17 protein-coding genes and 1 pseudogene are annotated in these 20,899 nt (G+C 72.5%); 7 read left to right on the top strand and 11 right to left on the bottom strand.

All coding sequences use genetic code 11. The features are described 5' to 3' along the window. Positions 1-23: 23 nt before the first annotated feature. Positions 24-677, bottom strand: coding sequence for a response regulator transcription factor (locus EAO72_RS36935; protein ID WP_018551468.1), 654 nt, complete (start codon positions 675-677; stop codon positions 24-26). A 434-nt stretch (positions 678-1,111) separates the two neighbouring features. On the opposite strand from EAO72_RS36935, the gene EAO72_RS42325 reads away from it, so the two are divergent. Further along, positions 1,112-1,285 (top strand): hypothetical protein, encoded by a 174-nt coding sequence (locus EAO72_RS42325; RefSeq protein WP_187285335.1) that lies wholly within the window; start codon positions 1,112-1,114, stop codon positions 1,283-1,285. Positions 1,286-1,397: 112 nt separating this feature from the next. Here the strand turns inward: EAO72_RS42325 and EAO72_RS36930 are convergent, their stop codons facing one another. Both EAO72_RS36930 and EAO72_RS36925 read right to left on the bottom strand, forming a co-directional pair. After that, positions 1,398-2,216: an inositol monophosphatase family protein gene (locus tag EAO72_RS36930; RefSeq protein ID WP_148021370.1), complete on the bottom strand. Its 819-nt coding sequence runs from the start codon at positions 2,214-2,216 to the stop codon at positions 1,398-1,400. Between the two features lie 37 nt (positions 2,217-2,253). Continuing rightward, entirely contained in the window at positions 2,254-3,381 is a 1,128-nt protein-coding gene (locus tag EAO72_RS36925) for a ferrochelatase (RefSeq protein ID WP_148021369.1), read from the bottom strand. A gap of 173 nt (positions 3,382-3,554) precedes the next feature. Here EAO72_RS36925 and EAO72_RS36920 point away from each other — a divergent pair, with 173 nt between their 5' ends. Beyond that, positions 3,555-4,802, top strand: coding sequence for an MFS transporter (locus EAO72_RS36920; RefSeq protein WP_148021368.1), 1,248 nt, complete (start codon positions 3,555-3,557; stop codon positions 4,800-4,802). Further along, positions 4,759-6,081 carry a D-arabinono-1,4-lactone oxidase gene (locus tag EAO72_RS36915; RefSeq protein WP_148021367.1) on the top strand — a complete coding sequence of 441 codons (1,323 nt, stop codon included), beginning with the start codon at positions 4,759-4,761 and terminating at the stop codon, positions 6,079-6,081. Before EAO72_RS36920 ends, EAO72_RS36915 begins: the two co-directional genes overlap by 44 nt. A gap of 89 nt (positions 6,082-6,170) precedes the next feature. On the opposite strand, the gene EAO72_RS36910 is transcribed toward EAO72_RS36915, so the two are convergent. Beyond that, positions 6,171-7,277 carry an ICP22 family protein gene (locus tag EAO72_RS36910; RefSeq protein WP_148021366.1) on the bottom strand — a complete coding sequence of 369 codons (1,107 nt, stop codon included), beginning with the start codon at positions 7,275-7,277 and terminating at the stop codon, positions 6,171-6,173. 497 nt (positions 7,278-7,774) lie between these two features. Between EAO72_RS36910 and sepH the strand changes: the two genes are divergently transcribed. After that, positions 7,775-8,839: a septation protein SepH gene (sepH, locus tag EAO72_RS36905; protein WP_148021365.1), complete on the top strand. Its 1,065-nt coding sequence runs from the start codon at positions 7,775-7,777 to the stop codon at positions 8,837-8,839. Between the two features lie 193 nt (positions 8,840-9,032). Here the strand turns inward: sepH and EAO72_RS36900 are convergent, their stop codons facing one another. After that, positions 9,033-9,866, bottom strand: a complete 834-nt coding sequence (locus EAO72_RS36900; RefSeq protein WP_148021364.1) for a sulfurtransferase — start codon at positions 9,864-9,866, stop codon at positions 9,033-9,035. A gap of 233 nt (positions 9,867-10,099) precedes the next feature. On the opposite strand from EAO72_RS36900, the gene EAO72_RS36895 reads away from it, so the two are divergent. After that, on the top strand, positions 10,100-10,876 hold the full coding sequence (locus EAO72_RS36895; RefSeq protein ID WP_187285334.1) for a VOC family protein: 777 nt from the start codon (positions 10,100-10,102) through the stop codon (positions 10,874-10,876). A gap of 9 nt (positions 10,877-10,885) precedes the next feature. Here EAO72_RS36895 and EAO72_RS43895 read toward each other — a convergent pair whose 3' ends face one another. Continuing rightward, entirely contained in the window at positions 10,886-13,381 is a 2,496-nt protein-coding gene (locus EAO72_RS43895; RefSeq protein ID WP_148021363.1) for an MDR family MFS transporter, read from the bottom strand. Positions 13,382-13,504: 123 nt separating this feature from the next. Here EAO72_RS43895 and EAO72_RS36885 point away from each other — a divergent pair, with 123 nt between their 5' ends. After that, positions 13,505-13,999: a hypothetical protein gene (locus tag EAO72_RS36885; protein WP_148021362.1), complete on the top strand. Its 495-nt coding sequence runs from the start codon at positions 13,505-13,507 to the stop codon at positions 13,997-13,999. Positions 14,000-14,003: 4 nt separating this feature from the next. Here EAO72_RS36885 and EAO72_RS36880 read toward each other — a convergent pair whose 3' ends face one another. The 5 genes and pseudogenes from EAO72_RS36880 to EAO72_RS36860 form a co-directional block, all read right to left on the bottom strand. Further along, the gene (locus tag EAO72_RS36880; RefSeq protein ID WP_148021361.1) at positions 14,004-14,795 is read right to left on the bottom strand and encodes a hypothetical protein; all 792 of its coding nucleotides are present in this window, start codon (positions 14,793-14,795) and stop codon (positions 14,004-14,006) included. Between the two features lie 152 nt (positions 14,796-14,947). Then, positions 14,948-15,598 carry a thymidine kinase gene (locus tag EAO72_RS36875; RefSeq protein ID WP_148021360.1) on the bottom strand — a complete coding sequence of 217 codons (651 nt, stop codon included), beginning with the start codon at positions 15,596-15,598 and terminating at the stop codon, positions 14,948-14,950. A gap of 56 nt (positions 15,599-15,654) precedes the next feature. Then, the gene (locus EAO72_RS36870) at positions 15,655-16,845 is read right to left on the bottom strand and encodes an alkaline phosphatase family protein (protein ID WP_148021359.1); all 1,191 of its coding nucleotides are present in this window, start codon (positions 16,843-16,845) and stop codon (positions 15,655-15,657) included. Further along, the gene (locus tag EAO72_RS36865; protein WP_148021358.1) at positions 16,845-17,441 is read right to left on the bottom strand and encodes a DUF5998 family protein; all 597 of its coding nucleotides are present in this window, start codon (positions 17,439-17,441) and stop codon (positions 16,845-16,847) included. Before EAO72_RS36865 ends, EAO72_RS36870 begins: the two co-directional genes overlap by 1 nt. Positions 17,442-17,521: 80 nt before the next feature. Next, positions 17,522-20,421: pseudogene (locus tag EAO72_RS36860) on the bottom strand (bifunctional acetate--CoA ligase family protein/GNAT family N-acetyltransferase). Between the two features lie 173 nt (positions 20,422-20,594). On the opposite strand from EAO72_RS36860, the gene EAO72_RS36850 reads away from it, so the two are divergent. Then, positions 20,595-20,876, top strand: coding sequence for an HPr family phosphocarrier protein (locus tag EAO72_RS36850; protein WP_123462851.1), 282 nt, complete (start codon positions 20,595-20,597; stop codon positions 20,874-20,876). The last annotated feature ends 23 nt before the right edge of the window (positions 20,877-20,899 follow it).

Below are 20,899 nucleotides of genomic sequence, written 5' to 3'. Positions count from 1 at the left end.
GGGCGGGACGGTGGGCACGGGCCTCAGATCCGGTAGCCGGAGCCGGGCACCGTGACGATCACCGGCGGCTCGCCGAGCTTGCGCCGCAGGGTCATGACGGTCACCCGGACGACGTTGGTGAACGGGTCGGTGTTCTCGTCCCAGGCCTTCTCCAGGAGCTGCTCCGCCGAGACGACGGCGCCCTCGCTGCGCATCAGGACCTCCAGGACCGCGAACTCCTTGGGGGCGAGCTGGACCTCCTGATCGCCGCGGAAGACCTCACGGCGGTTGGGGTCGAGCTTGATCCCGGCGCGCTCCAGGACGGGCGGCAGGGCGACGGTCGTACGGCGGCCCAGCGCCCGGACCCGGGCGGTCAGCTCGCTGAAGGCGAAGGGCTTGGGCAGGTAGTCGTCCGCACCGAGCTCCAGGCCCTCGACCCGGTCGCTGACGTCCCCGGACGCGGTGAGCATGAGCACCCGGGTCGGCATACCCAGTTCGACGATCCGGCGGCAGACGTCGTCGCCGTGCACCAGGGGGAGGTCCCGGTCGAGCACCACGACGTCGTAGTCGTTGACCTCGATGCGCTCCAGGGCCGCGGCGCCGTCGTACACGACGTCGACGGCCATGGCCTCTCGGCGCAATCCGGTGGCCACCGCATCGGCGAGCAGCTGCTCGTCCTCCACGACGAGTACGCGCACGGCGCTTCCTTCCTTAGAACTTCACGGCAGAACTGAACTTCACTGCAGAACTTCACGGCGGGACTTCGCTGCGTGACTCCACAGCGTTCCCACAGACCCGCGGAGCGTCCGGACGGACCCGTGGTCCATGATCCGGACCGTGTCCCGGCACGGTCTGTGCGGCTCCATCCTGCCCGTAACGCGTATAAACCGGCGGTAAGACGGCGTGGGCCGACCTGCGGCTTCCGGGAATTCGGAGGATTCCCGGGCCAGTTGAGGTTTCTCTGAGGGTCGGGCTGGGGAGGACGAATTCACACCCGCGATCACGTCTTGTATGTGGCGTGCCACAGGCCCCTCCGTCCCCCGGAGAGTGCGTGATCACCCGCCCTACCGCCTCGGCGGAGGGAAACCCGGGCACACCCCCGTGCCACCGACCCACGATGAGGGGGCGCTTCATGGACGCTTTCACCGCTGGTCTGCTGCAACGCATCCAGACCACCGAGTCCGACCTCACGAAGGCCCGCGAGACGGGCGACGACTTCCTCGCGGATGTCGAGCAGGGCGAGCTGGACGACCTGCACCGCCTCGCTGCCGAGCACGGTGTTCACATCGGCGCCACAAGCGTCTGAGCCGTCACGAGAAGGCCCCGCGATGCTGCGTGCGCATCCGCGGGGCCTTCTCGCTTCCGGTGACGCCCACAGCCCGCTCAGCAGCCCTCCCGAGGCTGTGGGCGGCCGGTTCTCAGTCGTGCCAGGCGCCCAGTTCCTCCAGCAGCGCCTGCAGGGGCTCGAAGACCCCGGGCGCCGCGGCCACCGTCAGGCCGCCGTCGGCGGGCTGTCCCGGGCGCCCGCCGGTCAGCGCGCCCGCCTCGCGGGCGATGAGGTCACCGGCCGCGAGGTCCCACGGATGGAGGCCGCGCTCGTAGTAGCCGTCCAGGCGGCCGGCGGCGACGTCGCAGAGGTCGATCGCCGCGGAACCGCCGCGCCGGATGTCCCGCAGCCGCGGGATCAGCACGCGCGCCACGTCCGCCTGGTGCGCGCGGACGTCGGCGACGTAGTTGAAGCCGGTCGACAGGAGCGCCTGGTCGAGCGGCGGGGCCGGCCGGCAGCGCAGCCGGGCGCCTTCCCCGTACGCCCCGCCCTTTGCGTACGCACCGCCGCCGAGGACCGCGTGGTAGGTCTCGGCGCGCATCGGGACCTCGACGACGCCCACGATCCGTTCGCCGTCGCGTTCCGCGGCGACGGAGACGGCCCACGTGGGCAGGCCGTAGAGGTAGTTCACGGTGCCGTCGAGCGGGTCGATCACCCAGCGGACGCCGCTGCTGCCCTCGGAGCTGGCGCCTTCCTCACCGAGGAAGCCGTCGTGCGGGCGGCGCTCGGACAGGAAGCCGGTGATCAGCTTCTCGGCGGCGATGTCCATCTCGGTGACGACGTCCACCGGACTGGACTTGGTCGCGGCCACCCCCAGGTCGGCGGGGCGGCCGTCGCGCAGCAGCGCACCGGCGCGGCGGGCGACGTCCAGCGCGAGGTCGAGCAGTTCGGGCAGCAGGGGGTCGGTCACGGCGCTCCCAGAGGTGTGAGGGGTACGGATCGGTCGGCTACGCGTACGGGCTGTCGGCTCCGGCGGCGGCCGGCTTGGGCGCCCGGCCGGGGCAGCAGCCGACCGGGCAGAGGTCGTGGCTCGCCCCGAGGCTGCCGAGCGCGCACCGCTCCCGGCCCAGGCCCTTCTCGGTGGCGGCCCGCTCCAGCACGAGGTCGCGCACGGCGGCCGCGAACCGCGGATCGGCACCGACCGTCGCGGACCGCCGCACCGGGAGCCCGAGCTCGGCCGCCTTCGCGGTTGCCTCGGTGTCGAGGTCGTAGAGGACCTCCATGTGGTCCGAGACGAAGCCGATGGGCGCCATGACCACGGCGGGGACCCGGTCCCCGTGCAGCGACTCCAGGTGGTCGCAGATGTCGGGCTCCAGCCAGGGGATGTGCGGGGCACCGCTGCGCGACTGGTAGACGAGCTTCCAGGGGTGCTCGACGCCGGTCCGTACCGTCACGGCCGCCACGATCATCCGTGCCACGTCCAGGTGCTCGGCGACGTACGCGCCGCCGTCGCCGTGCGCCTCCACCGGGCCGGAGGTGTCCGCGGCCGAGGTGGGGATGGAGTGGGTGGTGAACGCGAGATGCGCGCCCGCCCGTGCCTCCGGCGGCAGGTCGGCGAGCGAGGCGAGGACACCGTCCACCATCGGCTCGATGAAGCCCGGGTGGTTGAAGTAGTGCCGCAGCTTGTCGACGCGCGGCACCGGCAGGCCCTCGGCCTCCAGGACGCCCAGCGACTCGGCGAGGTTCTCGCGGTACTGCCGGCAGCCGGAGTACGAGGCGTAGGCACTCGTCGCCAGGACGGCGATGCGGCGGTGCCCCGCCCGGGCCATCTCGCGCAGGGTGTCGGTCAGGTAGGGCGCCCAGTTGCGGTTGCCCCAGTACACCGGCAGGTCCAGTCCGTGCTCCGCGAAGTCCTTGCGCAGCGTGTCGAGCAGCGCCCGGTTCTGGGCGTTGATCGGGCTGACGCCGCCGAAGAGGAAGTAGTGCTTGCCGACCTCCTTCAGGCGCTCCTCGGGGATTCCCCGGCCGCGGGTCACGTTCGCCAGGAACGGAACCACGTCGTCCGGGCCTTCGGGACCTCCGAAGGAGAGCAGCAGCAGGGCGTCGTAGGGAGCGGGATCGCGCAGATCGGACATGACGTCGATCCTGCCACCCGCCCGCCGTCCGGCTCCCACCGACATCCGCCCCGTGGTCCCGTCCGGTGCCGGCTGTCCGGTATTCGCTGTCCGGTGCGGCGGCGCGCCCGTAAGCTGTATCGGCCACGTTCACCCCTGACACCGCGTGTGATCACGCCGTAGCGGAGCCCTCCTTGTCCAGTCCCTACCGCGCGATCTTCGCCGCCCCCGGCACCAAGGGGTTCTCCTCGGCCGGCTTCTTCGGCCGGATGCCGCTGTCCATGATGGGCATCGGCGTGGTGACCATGATTTCCCAGCTCACCGGCCGGTACGGGCTGGCGGGCGCGCTCTCCGCGACGCTGGCGATGTCGGCCGCGGTGGTCGGTCCTCAGGTGTCCAGGCTGGTGGACAGGTACGGGCAGCGCCGGGTGCTGCGTCCCGTGACGCTCGTCGCCCTGGCGGCGGTGACCGGTCTGCTGGTCTGCGCGCAGCAGCGGCTGCCCGACTGGACCCTCTTCGTCTTCGCCGCGGGTGCGGGCTGTGTGCCCAGTGTCGGGTCGATGGTCCGGGCGCGCTGGGCGGAGATCTACCGGAGCTCGGCGCGGCAGCTGCACACCGCGTACGCGTGGGAATCGATCGTCGACGAGGTCTGCTTCATCTTCGGCCCGATCATCTCCATCGGGCTCTCCACCGCCTGGTTCCCGGAGGCGGGCCCGCTGGTCGCCGCCGGCTTTCTGCTCGTCGGCGTCTTCTGGCTGACCGCCCAGCGGGCCACCGAACCCGTGCCGCACCCGCATGCCCGGCACACCAAAGGCTCGGCGCTGGGCTCGCGCGGGCTCCAGGTGCTCGTGGTCACCTTCGTGGCGACCGGGGCGATCTTCGGGGCGGTCGACGTGGTGACGGTGGCCTTCGCGGAGGAGCAGGGCCACAAGGCGGCGGCCAGCCTGGTGCTGGCGGTGTACGCGCTGGGGTCGTGCCTCGCCGGGGCCGTGTTCGGCCTGCTGCATCTCAGGGGCAGGTCATCCACCCGGTGGCTGGTGGGAGTGTGTGCGATGGCCGTGAGTATGATCCCCCTCCAACTGGCCGGGAACCTGCCGTTCCTGGCCGTGGCGCTCTTTGTCGCGGGTCTCTCCGTCGCACCGACGATGGTCACGACCATGGCCCTCGTCGAACAGCACGTACCGCGCACCAGACTGACCGAGGGCATGACCTGGACCAGCACCGGGCTCGCCGTAGGCGTGGCGCTCGGCTCCTCGGCCGCCGGCTGGGTGGTCGACGCGTCCGGGGCGAAGGCGGGGTACGCGGTGCCCGTCGTGGCGGGAGCGCTCGCGGCCGCGGTGGCACTCCTGGGGTACCGCCGGCTCACAGGGCCGGTTCCTACGGAAGGGCGCGGGGAAGATGACCGACACCTACGCACGGACGACGACGAGCGCGTGGCGTAACTGGGCGGGGAACGTCACCGCCCGCCCGGCGAGGGACGTGTCACCCGCCTCCGTGGACGAGCTCGCCGAGGCGCTGCGCAGGGCGTCCGAGGACGGCCTGAAGGTGAAGCCGGTCGGCACCGGCCATTCGTTCACCGCGACCGCCGCGACCGACGGGCTCCTGATCCGCCCCGATCTGCTCACCGGCATCCGGGACATCGACCGCGCGGCGATGACGGTGACCGTCGAGGCCGGCACGCCGCTGAAGCGGCTCAACGCCGCGCTGGCCCGCGAGGGACTCTCGCTCACCAACATGGGCGACATCATGGAGCAGACGGTCGCCGGGGCCACCTCGACCGGCACCCACGGCACGGGCCGTGACTCGGCGTCCATATCCGCGCAGATCCGCGCCATGGAACTGGTCACCGCGGACGGCACGGTGCTGACCTGCTCGGAGACGGAGAACCCGGAGATCTTCGCCGTCGCCCGGATCGGGCTAGGCGCGCTGGGCGTCATCACGGCCCTCACCTTCGCCGTGGAGCCCGTCTTCCTGCTGACGGCACGTGAGGAGCCGATGGCCTTCGACAAGGTCACGGCGGACTTCGATCAGCTGGTGACCGAGAACGAACACTTCGAGTTCTACTGGTTCCCGCACACGGGAAACTGCAACACCAAGCGCAACAACCGGAGCGCCGGCCCGGCCGCCCCGCCCGGCAGGGTCAGCGGCTGGATCGACGACGAGCTCCTTTCCAACGGCGTGTTCCAGGTGGCCTGCTCGCTCGGCCGGGCGGTCCCCGCCACGATCCCCTCGATCGCCAAGCTCTCCAGCCGGGCCCTGTCGGCGCGTACGTACACCGACATCCCCTACAAGGTGTTCACCAGCCCGCGCCGGGTCCGGTTCGTGGAGATGGAGTACGCCCTGCCGCGCGAGGCCGCCGTGGACGCGCTGCGCGAGGTCAGGGCGATGGTGGACCGTTCCCCGCTGCGGATCAGCTTCCCGGTGGAGGTGCGCACGGCCCCCGCGGACGACATCGCGCTCTCCACGGCCTCGGGCCGGGACAGCGCGTACATCGCCGTCCATCTGTACCGGGGCACGCCCTACCAGGCGTACTTCACGGCGGTCGAGCGGATCATGACCGCCCACGGCGGCCGTCCGCACTGGGGCAAGGTCAACACCCGTGACGCCGCGTACCTGGCCGGGGTGTACCCGCGCTTCGGCGAGTTCACCGCCGTACGGGACCGGCTGGACCCGGACCGGCTCTTCGCCAACGACTACCTCCGCCGGATCCTGGGCGACTGACCCGGGACCGTCCTCGGACGCCGTCGGCCTCCGCCCCGGTTCGGGGCGGAGGCCGACGGCGTCCGAGGAAACGGTGTCCGGTTCCGCTCTCACTCCCCCGTGTCCGTGGCGGCGGGCGCGTCGCCGTTCTGGGCCGGAGCGCTGCCCGTGCCGGTCGGATCGGGCGTGGAACTGCCGTCGCCGGTGGTCGGGCTGGGGGCGGGCGTCGGCGCCGTGTCGCCGCCGGCGGATTCCGACGGCGTGGGCGTGGGCGTCGGGTCGGCCGTCGAGGCGCCGTCCGGGTCCGGGTCCGGGTCCGGGGCCGCGCTCCGGCCGCCCTGCGGGTCGGCGCCGGGGGCCGTTCCGTGGTCCTCGGCGGGCGTCGTGGCGTCCTGCTCCGGGTCGGTGCCGGTGGACGGTGCCGGGTCGGACGAACCCGAGCCCCGCTCGCCGCGTACGACGGAGCCGACCGTGGTCCCGTGCCCGCCGCTCAGGTCGTTGCCGGAGACCAGCTCGAACGTGGTGATCCCGATCATCGACACGACGAACACCACGGCCGCCCCGAGGGCCGAGCGCTTCCAGCCGCGGATCCGGGTGCCGTGCGTGGTCGCCTGCGTGAACGCGTCGTCGGGCGCCGGGGCGGCGGTGAACGGCCGGGTTCCGGCCGGCGACTCGATGAGCTGCGTACGGTCCGGGCCGGCGGTCGCCTTGCGCAGCACGGTCGTGGCGTCCACCTGGCGGAGCACGGTCGTGGCGTCGGCGTCCTTCGGGGTGCCGCCCACCGGCAGGTCCGCGGCGTCCACCTGCCGGAGCACGGTCGTGGCGTCCAGAGGCCGCAGCATCGCGGTGGCGTCGGCGGATCCGGCGGCCTCGCGCAGAGCGACCCGCGTACCGGAGGTCTCCCATCGCGCGTCCGGGTCCCCGCCGTCCCGGGTCTGGCGCGTATGGACCGTCACCTCGCGGCCCGGGTGCTTCACCTGGACGGTGACCTCGCGGATCTGCTCGCCCGTGCGGCGGAAGAAGTGCTGGAAGACCGAGCCTCCGCAGGTGGCCACGATGCTCATCACCCCGGCGCCGAGAATCGTCCCGTACACGCCCAGCTGCGAGGCCGCCACCGCCGCCGCGACCGCCGCCACCGCACTGCCCGCCACCTGGGGCAGGCTCAGGTCTATCCGCCTTTCTCTGGGTTCTGTGTCACTTTCCGGCTTCTGCACCATTTCCAGCCCTTGGTTGACATCTCTCCCACCATGCAACAACAAGGGACATTTGAGCGAAGCAGATAGTTCCGTTTACGTTGGTTCTGTGAAGGAGGACACGCATTGCGGGCATCCCGCCTTCAACGGGGTACCTCAACTCCCGTGCCTCACGAGAACTTCGACGGCGCGGCGGTCCACCCCGATGGCCCGAATGGAGTACTGTGGCGAGCCCTGGGGCCGGACTCCCGCGTGGAAGTCCGGAACCTTCGGGAGGGGGCCGAAGGAGGCACTCGATCCGGCGGCGCCGCGGCATCGCACGGAGGCCGGCTACGCGGAGTGACCATCGGTTACTTTGCGTTGCGCAAGAGGTCACCGTGTCATACCGGCGATCAAGGGCTCACGCCCGACACGCCGGGCAACACGGCAATGTTGTGGCAGGCTGCACCCGGGCAGGCCACACTCGACTAGCGGAAGCAGCGACGCACGTGACGTCGGCAGGCACCACCCGGGAGGTCCCCATGCCCGAACTGCGTGTCGTGGCCGTCTCCAACGACGGCACACGACTGGTGCTCAAGGCTGCGGACAGCACGGAGTACACGCTTCCGATCGACGAGCGGCTGCGAGCCGCCGTGCGCAACGACCGCGCGCGGCTCGGCCAGATCGAGATCGAGGTGGAGAGTCACCTCCGCCCCCGCGACATCCAGGCCCGGATACGAGCCGGTGCCTCCGCGGAGGAGGTCGCTCAGTTCGCCGGGATTCCGGTCGACCGTGTCCGCCGCTTCGAGGGCCCCGTGCTCGCGGAGCGCGCCTTCATGGCCGAGCGGGCCCGGAAGACTCCTGTGCGCCGTCCCGGCGAGAACACCGGCCCTCAACTCGGCGAGGCGGTGCAGGAACGCCTCCTGCTGCGCGGCGCCGACAAGGAAACCGTCCAGTGGGACTCGTGGCGCCGCGACGACGGCACCTGGGAGGTCCTCCTGGTGTACCGGGTCGCCGGCGAGCCGCACTCGGCGAGCTGGACCTACGATCCGCCGCGCCGGCTGGTCCAGGCCGTCGACGACGAGGCACGCTCGCTGATCGGCGAGACCGACGACGTCGCCGCGCCCGAGCCCAGTTTCCCGTTCGTTCCCCGGATCGCCCGGCTGCCGCGCGACCGGCCGCTGGACCGCGCCCTGGACCGCCAGATGGAACGCCCCGCGCCGCCTCCGCCCCCGGAGCCGGAGGAGCGCATCGGCGGGGTCACCGCGAGCGAGCGGGATTCGCTCACCAGCCTGCTGGAGGCGGTCCCGAGCTTCCGCGGCGACATGGTCGTACCGGAGCGGCCCGCACCGCCCGAGCCCCCGGCGCTCGAACCCGCCCCCCACGAGCCGGAGGCGGAGGAGCCGCCGGCCCCCGCGGCCTCGGCGGGCGCGGGTTCCGCGTACGCGGACGTCCTGATGCCGCGTGCGGTCGCGGGGCACCGCGACCGGCTCACGGGTACGACGGACCGGCAGGCCGAGGCGGACGGGGTCCGGCCCGGCCGGCGGGCCGCCGTGCCGAGCTGGGACGAGATCGTCTTCGGTACCCGCCGCAAGAAGCAGGACTGAGAGAGTCCCGGGTGACAGCAGCATGACGAGGGCCCGTACGCAGCCGCGTACGGGCCCTCGTGCGCTGTCCGGGCGAATCCGCAGCCGTCCCGACCGCCCGATGGGTGCCCTCTCGCGGGCCGGGGCCGGGAGCCACCGCCCGGCGGGCCCGCTCCCGCAGGGCGGGGCCCCTGGCGACCGCCCGGTGGGTCCGCTACTGCGGGTCGGGGCCCGTGGCGACCGGACGCGACTCGTCGCGCGTCCAGTGCGACCAGGAACCCGCATAGAGCGCCGCGTCCGCGAAGCCGGCGATCTCCAGCGCCAGCACCTGGTGGGCGCCGGAGACCCCCGAGCCGCAGTACACACCGACCTCCCCGACGTCCTCGGTGGCACCCAGCCCGAAGAACCGGGAGGCCAGCCGCTCGGCGGGAAGGAAGCGTCCGTCCGCGCCGACGTTCTCCACCGTGGGGGCCGACACCGCGCCCGGGATGTGCCCGCCCACCCGGTCGAGCGGCTCGACATCGCCCCGGTACCGTTCGGCCGCCCGCGCGTCGAACAACAGGCCCGAGCGGGCCAGAGCGGCGGCGCCGTCGGCGTCCAGCAGAGGCAGCGCGCCGGGCACGGGGACGAAGTCCCCCTCCGCGGGGCTCGGAATCTCCTTCGACAGTTCACCGGTCCACGCCGCGAGACCGCCGTCCAGCACCCGGACGTCCCGATGCCCGGTCCAGCGCAGCAGCCACCAGGCACGGGCCGCCGCCCAGCCCAGGCCTCCGTCGTACACGACGACCGAGCTGTCCCGGCTCACCCCGGCACGGCGCATGACGGCACCGAACTCCGCCGGATCGGGCAGGGGGTGGCGTCCGCCGTCACCCGCCGGCCCGGAGAGTTCCGCCTCCAGATCGACGAAGACCGCGCCGGGAAGATGCCCGGCCTCGTAATCGGGCCGGCCGTGGGGGCCGCCCAGCTGCCAACGTACGTCCAGGAGCACCGGCGGACGTGGCCCCGCCGACTCGCTCGCACATTCGGATGCGGTGATGATGGGCTTCATGCGTGCCATCCTCGCGCAGAGGCCGGCCCGGTTGTAACAGCGCCGAAATGCATGTATCACCACAAACCGGACCTCCTCGGTCGAGATCGCGGAAACTGCGGCGCGGCCGGGGCGCATCACGCGCCGGGTGGTGCAAGCATCTGCACGGGGCGTACACATCCCGTACCGCACAACGGCGCGCCGGCCCCGTTCCCCCTGTACGGCCACCACGATGGTCGGAGGAGAGTGTGACGATGACCGAGGCTGCCGCCCGGCGAGCACCCGGAACACCATGCTGGGTGAGCCTGATCGTGCACGGCCTGCGCACGACCCAGAACTTCTACGCCGACCTGTTCGGCTGGGAGTTCGGTCCGGGCCCGGAACAGCTCGGCCCGTACGTCCGGGCGCTGATCGACGGGAAGGAGGTCGCCGGCATCGGACAGCTGCCGCCGGACCGGCACCTCCCGATCGCGTGGACCACCTACCTGGCCACCGACGACGCCGATCTCACGGCGGAGACGATCCGCGCCTGCGGCGGCACCGTCGGCGTCGGGCCGCTCGACGCCGGGGAGGCGGGCCGGATGGCCATCGCCTCAGACCCGGTCGGCGCCGTGTTCGGGATCTGGCAGGCGGCCGCACACGTCGGCACCACGCTGGCCGGCGCCCCCGGCACTCCGGTCTGGAACGAGCTGGTGACCCGGGAGACGTCGACGGTCGCCAAGTTCTACCAGGCGGTCTTCGGCTACGAGACCGAGGCGGTCGTCTCGGCCGACTTCGACTACCAGACCCTTCACCTGGGCGGCCACCCGGTGGCCTCGCTGCACGGCGTCGGCCACGCCCTGCCGCGCGACCGGGGTCCGCACTGGATGACGTATTTCGAGGTCGACGACACGGACGAGGCCGCACAGCGCGCGACGGAACTCGGCGGACACGTCCTGCAGCCGCCCCGGGAGGGTGCCGGCGGCCGGGTGGCCACGGTCGCCGACCCGGAGGGCGCGGCGTTCACGATCGTACGGTCGGCGGGGCGCTGAGCGGCTCGCTCACCGGACCGGGGTGCGCGTTCCCGGCGCCCTGGAGGTGACCAGCAGACCGGCGGCGAGACAGGCGAGGGCCATGCCGCCGGCCGCCCACCGCAGGGCAATGGTGTAGGCGCCGAGCAGGGCCGTCGTCACCTCGTCGGGCCCCGACAGATGGCGCAGCTCGGCGGTGAGAACGGCGGCCAGCAGCGCGCTGCCGAGCACCAGGCCGAGCTGTTGGCCCGCCGTGACGGCCGCGGAACGCGCGCCGGAGAGCTCGGGGCCGCCGGCGGTCGCGGTGGCGAAGAACGGCGGGAAGGCGAGACCGGTACCGAAGCCGATGAGGAGAAGACCGGGCAGCACCTCGGTGAGATAGGCACTGTCGGCTTCGAGGCGGCTCAGGAGCAGCATGCCGACGGCCATGACCGCCAGACCGCTCACGATCGGGAGGCGGGGCGCGACGCGGGGCAGCAGGCGGGCGGACACCTGCGTGGAACCGATGACTACGGCGCCGACCATGGGCAGGAAGGCCACGCCGGTCTCGAGCGGGGTGTCACGACGGACGTTCATCAGGAAGACCTCCACGGCCACGAGCGACGTCATGACGCCGAACCCGGTCGGCAGCATGGCGAGGAAGCAGCCGAGACGGTCCGGTCCCGTGACGCCGGACGCCGAGGGGAAGGAGTCCGTCCGCATGGTCTGCCGCACGAGAAAGGCGGCGAGCAGAAGGGTGCCCACCGCCAGCAGGCCCAGGACCAGCGGGTCGCTCCAGCCGCGCGGATCGGCCTCGCTGAGGCCGTAGGAGAGGGCGATGAGGCCGCCGGTGCCGAGCACCGTTCCCGCGGTGTCCGGGCGTGCGTCGGCGCGCCCGGGACGCTCATGTACGAGGGTCGCCGCACCGATCAGCGCGATCACGGCGAAGGGGATGCAGGCATAGAGCGAGACGCGCCACGAGAGGCTCTCCATGAGCGTTCCGGAGACGAGCAAGGCCAGTGCCGTGCCGCCGCCCGCGATGGCGGCGTAGATTCCCATGGCCCGGCCGCGTTCCTTCGGACCGGTGAATCCGGTGCTGACCAGGGCCAGCGCGGCCGGGGTCAGCAGCGCGGCGGAGGCGCCCTGCAGAAAGCGGGCCGGGATCAGCACGCCGGCGCTGCCGGCGGCCCCGGCGAGCGCGGACGCCAGCACGCAACCGACCAGGCCGATCATGAACACACGTTTGCGTCCCATGCGGTCGGCGAGATGCCCACCGACCAGCAGCACGCCGCTGAACGCCAGCGTGTACGCCGTGAACATCGCCTTCAGGCCGTCGCCGCTCATGCCCAGGCCGGTCTGGACGGCCGGCGCCGCCACGTTGAACGTCGTCACGTCGAACAGCACCATCAGTTGCGCCAGGGCGATCACCACCAGCCCCCACCAGCGCAGGGGATGCGGCGGCGCCTCGTCCTGAGGGAAGGGTGACGGGAAGGTGGACCAGGTGCCCTGGGGCGGCGGTCCGAATCCCGGCGGCGGGCTGAACTGCGCCGGGGCGGTCGGGGCATAGGCGGGCGGCGGCGGCAGGGGCTGCGGCTGCGCGGTCTTGACCAGCGGATCCGGCCCCGTCACGGGTGCGTCCACGGGCAGGTCGGGTGCGTAGTCCAGCAGTTGGGCCGCATGGCGTCCGAGCTGCGCGAGGACCGCGCCCGGCAGCCATTCGGCCGCCGAGTCCTGCGCTGTGCGCGCTGCCACCTCCTGGGGCGTGGGCCGCTGGGCGGGATCCTTCTCCAGACACGCGCGGACGAGACCGGCCAGGCTCTCGGGTACGCCGGTGAGATCCGGCTCGTCCTCGGCGATCCGGAACAGATGGGCGGGCAGACCGGTGTCCGCGGCGCCGAAGAGCAGGCGCCCGGTGGCCGCGTGGACGAGGACGGCGCCCAGACAGAAGATGTCGCTGGCCGGGCCGAGTTCGAGGCCGCGGACCTGCTCGGGTGACATGAAGCCCGGGGATCCGATCAGCATGCCCGTGCGCGTGTGCAGGCTGTCCCCGGCGAGGCTGTCCATGGCCCGGGCGATGCCGAAGTCGATGACGCGGGGCCCGTCCACCGTCACGAGGACATTGGACGGCTTGAGGTCACGGTGGATCAGGCCCGCCTCGTGCACCGCCTGCAGGGCGAGGGCCAGCCGGTTGGCGAGGATGCGGACGGAGTACTCGGGCAGGGGGCCGAAGTCCTTGGCGACGACGGTGCTCAGGTCGGGCCCGGGGATGTACCGGGTCGCCACCCAGGGCACCGCGGCCTCGGGGTCGGCGTCGAGCACCTCGGCGGTCCAGTGACCGCCCACCCGCCGCGCGGCCGCCACCTCGCGGGCGAACCGCCTGCGGAACTCCTGGTTCCCTGCGTACTCGGCCTGCACGACCTTGACGGCCACGGTACGTCCGGCTTCGGACCTGCCCAGATAGACCAGCCCCATGCCGCCCTCACCCAGCCGGGCGATCAGACGGTACGGGCCTATGCGCGCGGGATCCCCGGGAGTCAGCGGTTTCACGAAAGTAAGATAGGCCAACCGCCTTGCACGGGTGGGTGATCAGAAAAATCGCTACCCTGATCGCTGCCTCCGTCCGAGCCGTTCGCTTACTGAACCTGACTGAACCCGATCTGGGAGGCACGCATGTCGCATCGCGTCTGCGCACTCGTCGTGACCGGACGGGTGGACACGGAGCGAGCGCGCTCCGTAGGACTGCGCGCCGTTCTCGTGCACGACGGCATCAGCGTGTTCCCGATCGATCACTATTTCTCCGCCTACTGGGCTGCGAGGCGCGGGAACAGCGCACTGCTCGATCTGCCCGACGGCCTGACCGTTCTGTTTCCGACCGAGGCCGTGCTGCATGACCTCGTCCGCGAAGTGACCGGGACCGACAGGCCGCTGTTCGCGATCATCGCCACCGACTACTTCGCCGGGACGGGCGGCCAGTGGGCCGTCGCGTTCGACGGTGAGAACCGGGTGACTCCCGACCGTGCGTCGGTCAACCAGGCGCTTGCCGCACTCGGTGTACGGGCGACCACCTCCAGGGACGAGTTCGACGTGATCGGCCTCAGCGGATTCCGGAGCAACCCGGACTACCTCGAGGCGTACGTCGACCTGTGTGACGATCTCGGCGTCTGACGCCCTACGGCCGGGGAAGCCTGAACGCGTAGGCGCGCCGCGCGGCGCATCCCTGGCAGACACCGGCGAACCGGGAGAGCAGGTGATCGTCGGCCTCGGAGAGGATGTTGCGCCAGAAGCAGCGGAACTCCCCGCAGGCACAGGACCGTTGGCATACATCGGCGAACGCGCCGGCGTTGGAGCCATGCCCGTCCTCGGGCAGCGGCTGCGGGAAGGCGTCGCCGCCGCCGGCATCGGGCAGCCCGTACCGCCTCCGCTTCCACGCCACCGCCTCGGCGGGAAGAAGACCCCGCCCGGCGCATTCCGCGCACGTGCCGGGCCCGGAGTTGTTCGCGGCACACGAGCAGCGCCCGTAGCCGCCGCTGCCACCGGTGTAGGCCCTGCCTTCGCAGAGCAGGCACACTCCCCAGCCGTGGCAGTCGTCGCACAGCACCCCATGGGCCGTGCTGAGCGTGGCCGGCGGCCGCCCCCACTGCCGTCCGGTGTACACGACGGGGGTCCAGCCGGTGAACGTCAGGAATCCGGGCCCGTTGCCTGCGTAGACCCTGGCCTCGAAGTCCTCGCGGCGAGCGGTCGCCACGCTCTCCCCGGGATGTTCCGAAGACGGTCGGGACGTGCTCCAGCCGGCCGCGGTGAACGCGTCGAGCGCGTCGCCGATCCCGGTGGACGAGGAGCGATCGTCGCCGCTCACACAGACGAGGAACAGGAAGCGGTGACCGACCGGGGCGGGGTCCCGGAGCCGCACCGGGTCGGTCCACTCACGGACCAGCTGCGGGACGCGGTCCGGAGCCGACACGGAAGCGATCTCCAGCAGCTGCGCCTTGAGCCACAGCGCGCTTCCCGGGACGGCCGGCGGTTCGTCAGTCGTACGGGGGATGGCGGGCGTCCTGCCTCTCTCACTCGGAGACGCCGGCACAGTGAACCACGGCCGGTACGGCCGGCACACCCTCAGCCCGAGGCCACCGGCAGGACATCCGGCGAGAGCGCTCCGGCGCGGGCGGAGCCGCTCGTCATACGGCGCCGATGGTGACGCCGGCACAGCACCTCGTAGCCGGTCTCCGCGGCGGGACTGCTCACATCACCGACGACGACCTGCTCGCCCTCCACCACCATCGCGCCGCCCACTGTCCGGGCGTTGTGGGTGGCACGCGCCCCGCACCAGCACAGCGCCTCCACCTGAAGGGCCTCTATGCGGTCGGCGAGCTCGATCAGCCGCTGGGAGCCCGGGAAGAGCTTGGTGCGGAAGTCCGTGGTGATACCGAAGGCGAATACGTCCAGCCCCAGGTCGTCCACGACGCGGGCCAGCTGGTCGATCTGTTCCGGGGCGAGGAACTGCGCCTCGTCGACGATCACGTAGTCCACCCTGCCGCCCTGCGAGAGCTGGTCGACGAGGTGCGCGTACAGGTCCATGCCCTCGGCGGCCTCGACCGCCTCCGTGACCAGGCCCAGCCGGGAGGAGAGCTTCCCCTCCCCCGCCCGGTCGTCACGGGTGAAGATCACGCCCTGGAGCCCTCGCGCCGAACGGTTGTGTCCGATCTGGAGGGCCAGCGTGCTCTTTCCGCAGTCCATCGTTCCGGAGAAGAACACAAGCTCGGGCATGAGGGGTTGAGCACCTTTCGGGACGGGCGGGAGGGAGGTGGGCCGGACGGCAGGGGTCAGGTACGTACTTCGAGGAGCGGGACGAGCTGCTCGACGGGGGTCATCGAGCCGTGCATGCCGACCATCGCGGACTCGTGCGGCTCGTTGCGCGAGGCGGTGATCACGACGTCGTCGTGGGCGGCCGCGACCACGTCGCCGATCCTGCCGAGGACCCGCTCGTCGATCCGCGGGCCGAACCAGCCCGCCTCGACGGCCTCGTCACGGCTCGCCACCCAGAACTGCTCGCCGAGCACCTCGCGCCAGACGGTCAGCACATCGGCCTCGGCACCCGGCACGGCGTAGACATGGCGGGCGCGGCCCTCGCCGCCCAGCAGAGCGACACCGGCGCGCAGCTCCCAGTCCTCGTCGAAGTCGATCCTGGACTGCTCGTCGAACGGGATGTCGATCATGCCGTGGTCGGCGGTGATGTACAGCGCCGAGCGCGGCGGAAGCTGCTCGGCGAGGCGACGGGCCAGCCCGTCCACGTACATCAGCTGCCCGCGCCAGGCGTCGGAGTCGACACCGAAGCGGTGTCCCTTGCCGTCGACCTCGCTGTAGTACGTGTAGACCAGGGAGCGGTCACCGGCCGCCAGCCGCTGGGCGGCGACGTCCATCCGCTCCTCACCGGTGAGCCGGCCGAGGAACGAGCCGCCGCTGAGCGCCACCTTGGTCAGCGGGGTCTGCTCGAAGGTGGGGGCGGAGACCTGGGCGGTACGGACTCCGGCGGCGTCGGCCAGCTGGAAGACGGTCGGGTACGGCTGCCAGACCTTCGGCGGTGTCCACGGCTTCCAGCGGAGCTGGTTCATCAGCTCGCCGGTCTCCGGATTGCGGGCCGTGTAGCCGGGCAGGCCGTGCTCGCCCGGTGCGAGGCCGGTGCCGACCGAGGCCAGCGAGGTGGCGGTCGTCGCCGGGAAGCCCGCCGTGATCGGGCGGCCCGAGCCGCCTCGTGAGGTGGGCAGGAGGGAGTGCAGGAACGGGGCCTCGTCCGGGTGCGCCTTGATCTGCTCCCAGCCGAGACCGTCGATCAGGAAGACGCAGTTGCGGTCGGCCGGGGTGAGCTCGGGGATCGCCGCGGTGAAACCGGGGACGCCCTGTCCCGCGACGAGCGTCGGCAGCAGATCGGCCAGCGAACCGCTGCCGTACTCCGGCACGGGGGCGGTGTCGAGTGGCAGCAGGACGGGGTCGTCCTGCCAGGCCGGGTGGGCCATCAGCGGCCGGCCGCCGCGGTCGCGGCCGTGGCCTCGGAGAGCGCCTGGGCGAACGCGAGCGTCTGGCGCACGGTGTCGGGGCCGTCACCGGCCTCGCTGACGCGCAGGCTCAGGTCGTCGGCGGTGGAGCTGCCGGTGTAGCCGTGGTCGGCCTCGCAGTTGGCGTCACCGCAGGCGGCGGGCTCCAGGTCGATCCGGGAGACGGCGCCCCAGCCGATGGTCAGGACGACCTCGCGGGGCAGCGTGCCGGGGACGTACTTCTCCGGGTTGGCCACGACCCGGCTGACCACGACCGAGGAGATCCGGTCGAGCTTGACCGACTCGGTGGACGTGGTGGCGTACGGCGTCGGGGAGCTGGTGTCGGCGTTCTGCTCGTCGGTGTGGCTGACGATGAAGCGGGTGTCCGTGAGCACCAGCACCGTGACGTGCCTGCGCACCTCGTTGGAGTCGAAGGTCGTCTCCTGGTGCACCAGGTACGAAGCGACCGGTTCACCGCCCACGGCGGCCTCCACCGCCTCGGCCACGAGGGCCGGGTAGTAGCCGCTGCGCTCGATCGCCGCGCGCAGCCCCTGGGTCGTCGTACCGGTCTTAGCCATAGGCACCATCCTACGGGGGGCCGGTGCCTGCCGGGGACGGTCCCGCCGCCGCTGCCGGACGGGGCCCGGGGCGGCGGCGGTCAGTAGTTGGACAGGCGCCGGGGGCCGAGGTCCGTGCGGGCCGGGGGCGGCGAGAGCCGGACGCTCGCTCCGAGGACGGCCAGCCCCTGGGTGGCGACCACGACCGGTTCCAGGGCGATCGAGACCACCTCGGGGTGGTCGTCGACCAGTCGTGAGACCCGCAGCAGCAGTTCCTCCAGCGCGGCGGTGTCCACGGGCGCCGAGCCGCGCCAGCCGAAGAGGACCGGGGCCGCCCGGATGGACCGGACCAGTTCCGCGGCGTCGCGGTCCGTGGCGGGGACCAGCCGGTGGGCGGTGTCGCCGAGGAGTTCGGAGGGTGCGCCCGCCAGGCCGAAGGAGAGGACGGCGCCGGCCGCCGGGTCGATGGTGGCCCGCACCACGGTGTCGACACCGCGCGGGGCCATCGACTGCACGACGGGCCGGAGCTCGGCGGGCTTGCCCAGCAGATGGGTCAGTTCGCCGTACGCACGGCGCAGTGCGGGCTCGCCGTCGAGGTCCAGGCGGACGCCGCCGAGGTCGGCGCGGTGGCGCAGATGCGGTGCGGTCGTCTTGAGCGCCACGGGGTATCCGAGCCGCGCCGCCGCGGCCACGGCCTCCTCCGGGCCGGGTGCCGGGAGGGTGGGCCGGACGGCGATGCCGTAGCAGGCCAGCAGCTCGCGGGCCTCGTCGTGTTCCAGGGGCCTGCCGCGCGGATCGGGGTCCTGGCCGAGCAGGGTGTCGATGAGGGTGCTCGCGGCCGGTTCGTCGATGGTGTCGTCGAGGAACTCGGGCACCTTTCCCGGCACGGCCGCCTGGCGGCGCCACTGGGCGTACCGCACGGCTTCGGCGAGTGCCCGGACCGCGCGTTCGGCGGCGGGGTAGGCGTCCCGTTGTCGGGGCTGAGGGCCGGCTTGGCGGGGAAGGTGTCCGGCCGGGCGGTGGGGGTCGTACCCGCACCCGATTCGCCCGGTCGCGGCGGCGCGGCGGGCGCGGGGCGCCCCGGTACGCCGAGGGCGGGCGACGCCGTGGCCGGGCGCTGCTGCGCCACCGTGCTGGTCGCGGCGGCCAGGGCCTCGGCGAGGCCGCCGATCTCCACATGGACCACGGCCACCGGCTTGGCGGGGCCCGTGGCGGCCGCCGCGTGCAGGGCCGTGGCCAGGACCTCGCCGTCGCCCGACTCCGCCTCGCCGTTCTCGCCCACCCACGGGATCGCCGTCACCACGACCGCGTCGCAGCCGTCGTCGGCCAGGGCCGCGGACAGCGCCTCCCGGAAGTCCTGCGGGGTGGCGGCCGTGGTGAGGTCGACGGGCGGGCGTGGGCGCAGCCCCTCCGCCAGGCAGGCGTCGTACGTGAGCAGCCCGAGGGACTCCGAGTTGCCGAGGATCGCGACCCGGCCGCCGGCCGGGAGGGGCTGGTCGGCCAGGAGCAGGCCCGCGTCGACCATCTCTGTCACCGTGTCGACGCGGATCACGCCCGCCTGCCGCATCAGCGCGGAGACGGTCGCGTCCGGGATCCGGCTGACGGGGACCGCGTGGCCGGGCGGCGTGGAGCCGCTGTGCCGGGCGCCCTTCACCACGACCACCGGCTTCACGGCCGCGGTCCGCCGGGCGAGGCGGGTGAACTTGCGGGGGTTGCCGAGCGACTCCAGGTACAGCAGGGCGACGTCGGTGTCCGGGTCCTCGTACCAGTACTGGAGGAAGTCGTTGCCGGAGATGTCGGCGCGGTTGCCGGCGGAGATGAACGTGGAGAGCCCCGCGCCGCGCCGGTAGAGCCCGGAGAGCAGGGCGATGCCGATCGCGCCGGACTGGGTGAACAGGCCGATGCGTCCGGAGGCGGGCCGCTCGGGTGCGAGGGAGGCGTTGAGCCGGACCGCCTCGGAGTTGTTGATGATGCCGAAGGCGTTCGGGCCGATGATCCGCATGCCGTACGAGCGGGCCTGGCGCACCAGCTCGCGCTGGCGTTCGCGGCCCTCGGCCCCCCACTCGGCGTAGCCGGCGGACAGGACGACGAGCCCCTGGACGCCGTGCTCCCCGCAGTCCGCGACGGCTTCGGGCACCCGGTCGGCCGGGACGGCGACGACGGCGAGGTCGACCGGTTCGCCGATCTCGCCGAGGGAGCGGTGGGCGGGTACGCCGTCGATGGTGGCCTGATCGGCGGCGAACGCGCTGTTCACGGCATAGGCGCGACCGGTGAAACCGGCACCGAGGAGGTTGCGCAGGACCGTTCGCCCGACGCCGCCGGGGGTGCGGCCCGCKCCGATGACGGCGACGGAGCCCGGGGCGAGCATACGCTGCACGGAGCGGGCCTCGGCGCGCTGTTCCCGGGCGCGCTGGACGGCGAGCGACTCGGCGGTCGGTTCGAGGTCGAGGGTGAGGTGGACGGACCCGTCCTCGAAGCTGCGCTGCTGGGTGTATCCGGCGTCGCGGAACACCTTGATCATTTTGTTGTTGGCGGGCAGCACCTCGGCGGCGAAGCGCCGGATGCCGCGTTCGCGGGCGACGGCCGCGATGTGTTCGAGCAGCGTCGAGGCGACGCCCCGGCCCTGGTGGGCGTCCTGGACGAGGAAGGCCACCTCGGCCTCGTCGGCCGGGGCCGACGCGGGCCTGCCCTGCTCGTTGATCCGGTCGTAGCGGACCGTGGCGATGAACTCGCCGCCCACCGTGACGGCCAGTCCCACCCGGTCGACGTAGTCGTGATGGGTGAAGCGGTGGACGTCCTTGGCGGAGAGCCGGGGGTAGGGAGCGAAGAAGCGGTAGTACTTCGACTCGTCGGAGACCTGCTCGTAGAAGCTCACCAGCCGGTCGGCATCGTCCGTGGTGATGGGCCTGATGCGTGCGGTGCCGCCGTCGCGGAGCACCACGTCCGCCTCCCAGTGATCGGGGTAGGCGTGATGCGGACTCTGCTCCGGAGAGGGCTGCATGGGCAAAGCGTACGGCTCCGCCAGCGGTCGCGTGGGTGCCGGGGCGGGGGCAGTCTGAGGGTTGCCGGGCGACGGTGCGGCGCGGGTGGAAAGCGGTCCGCGGGTCGGCCGGAGCATCGCGCACTGCATGAGAGACTGGTCTAGACAACCATTGATTCGTGAAGGGCAGAACCATGGCTGAGCGCCGCGTCAACGTCGGTTGGGCCGAGGGCCTGCACGCCCGCCCCGCTTCCATCTTCGTCCGTGCCGCCACGGCTTCCGGCATCCCCGTGACCATCGCCAAGGCCGACGGCAACCCGGTGAACGCGGCCTCCATGCTCGCCGTGCTCGGACTCGGCGCGCAGGGCGGCGAGGAGATCGTCCTCGCGTCCGAGGCCGACAACGCCGAAGCCGCTCTGGACCGTCTGTCCAAGCTGGTCGCCGAGGGGCTCGACGAGCTTCCGGAGACCGTCTGACCCCGACGGGTCATGACCGCGGG

The sequence above is a fragment of the Streptomyces sp. OR43 genome (genome assembly GCF_008042275.1).
Lineage (GTDB): Bacteria > Actinomycetota > Actinomycetes > Streptomycetales > Streptomycetaceae > Streptomyces.
This window is presented reverse-complemented; position numbering and strand designations above follow the sequence as displayed.

What these genes read in the sequence shown, in the direction of transcription:
- EAO72_RS36850 (WP_123462851.1), top strand. Translation starts at nt 20,595, where the DNA reads ATGGCTGAGCGCCGCGTCAACGTCGGTTGGGCCGAGGGCCTGCACGCC.
- EAO72_RS36865 (WP_148021358.1), bottom strand. Translation starts at nt 17,441, where the DNA reads ATGGCTAAGACCGGTACGACGACCCAGGGGCTGCGCGCGGCGATCGAG.
- EAO72_RS36915 (WP_148021367.1), top strand. Translation starts at nt 4,759, where the DNA reads ATGACCGACACCTACGCACGGACGACGACGAGCGCGTGGCGTAACTGG.
- EAO72_RS36895 (WP_187285334.1), top strand. Translation starts at nt 10,100, where the DNA reads ATGACCGAGGCTGCCGCCCGGCGAGCACCCGGAACACCATGCTGGGTG.
- EAO72_RS36885 (WP_148021362.1), top strand. Translation starts at nt 13,505, where the DNA reads ATGTCGCATCGCGTCTGCGCACTCGTCGTGACCGGACGGGTGGACACG.
- EAO72_RS36875 (WP_148021360.1), bottom strand. Translation starts at nt 15,598, where the DNA reads ATGCCCGAGCTTGTGTTCTTCTCCGGAACGATGGACTGCGGAAAGAGC.
- EAO72_RS36870 (WP_148021359.1), bottom strand. Translation starts at nt 16,845, where the DNA reads ATGGCCCACCCGGCCTGGCAGGACGACCCCGTCCTGCTGCCACTCGAC.
- EAO72_RS36925 (WP_148021369.1), bottom strand. Translation starts at nt 3,381, where the DNA reads ATGTCCGATCTGCGCGATCCCGCTCCCTACGACGCCCTGCTGCTGCTC.
- EAO72_RS42325 (WP_187285335.1), top strand. Translation starts at nt 1,112, where the DNA reads ATGGACGCTTTCACCGCTGGTCTGCTGCAACGCATCCAGACCACCGAG.
- EAO72_RS36910 (WP_148021366.1), bottom strand. Translation starts at nt 7,277, where the DNA reads ATGGTGCAGAAGCCGGAAAGTGACACAGAACCCAGAGAAAGGCGGATA.
- EAO72_RS36900 (WP_148021364.1), bottom strand. Translation starts at nt 9,866, where the DNA reads ATGAAGCCCATCATCACCGCATCCGAATGTGCGAGCGAGTCGGCGGGG.
- sepH (WP_148021365.1), top strand. Translation starts at nt 7,775, where the DNA reads ATGCCCGAACTGCGTGTCGTGGCCGTCTCCAACGACGGCACACGACTG.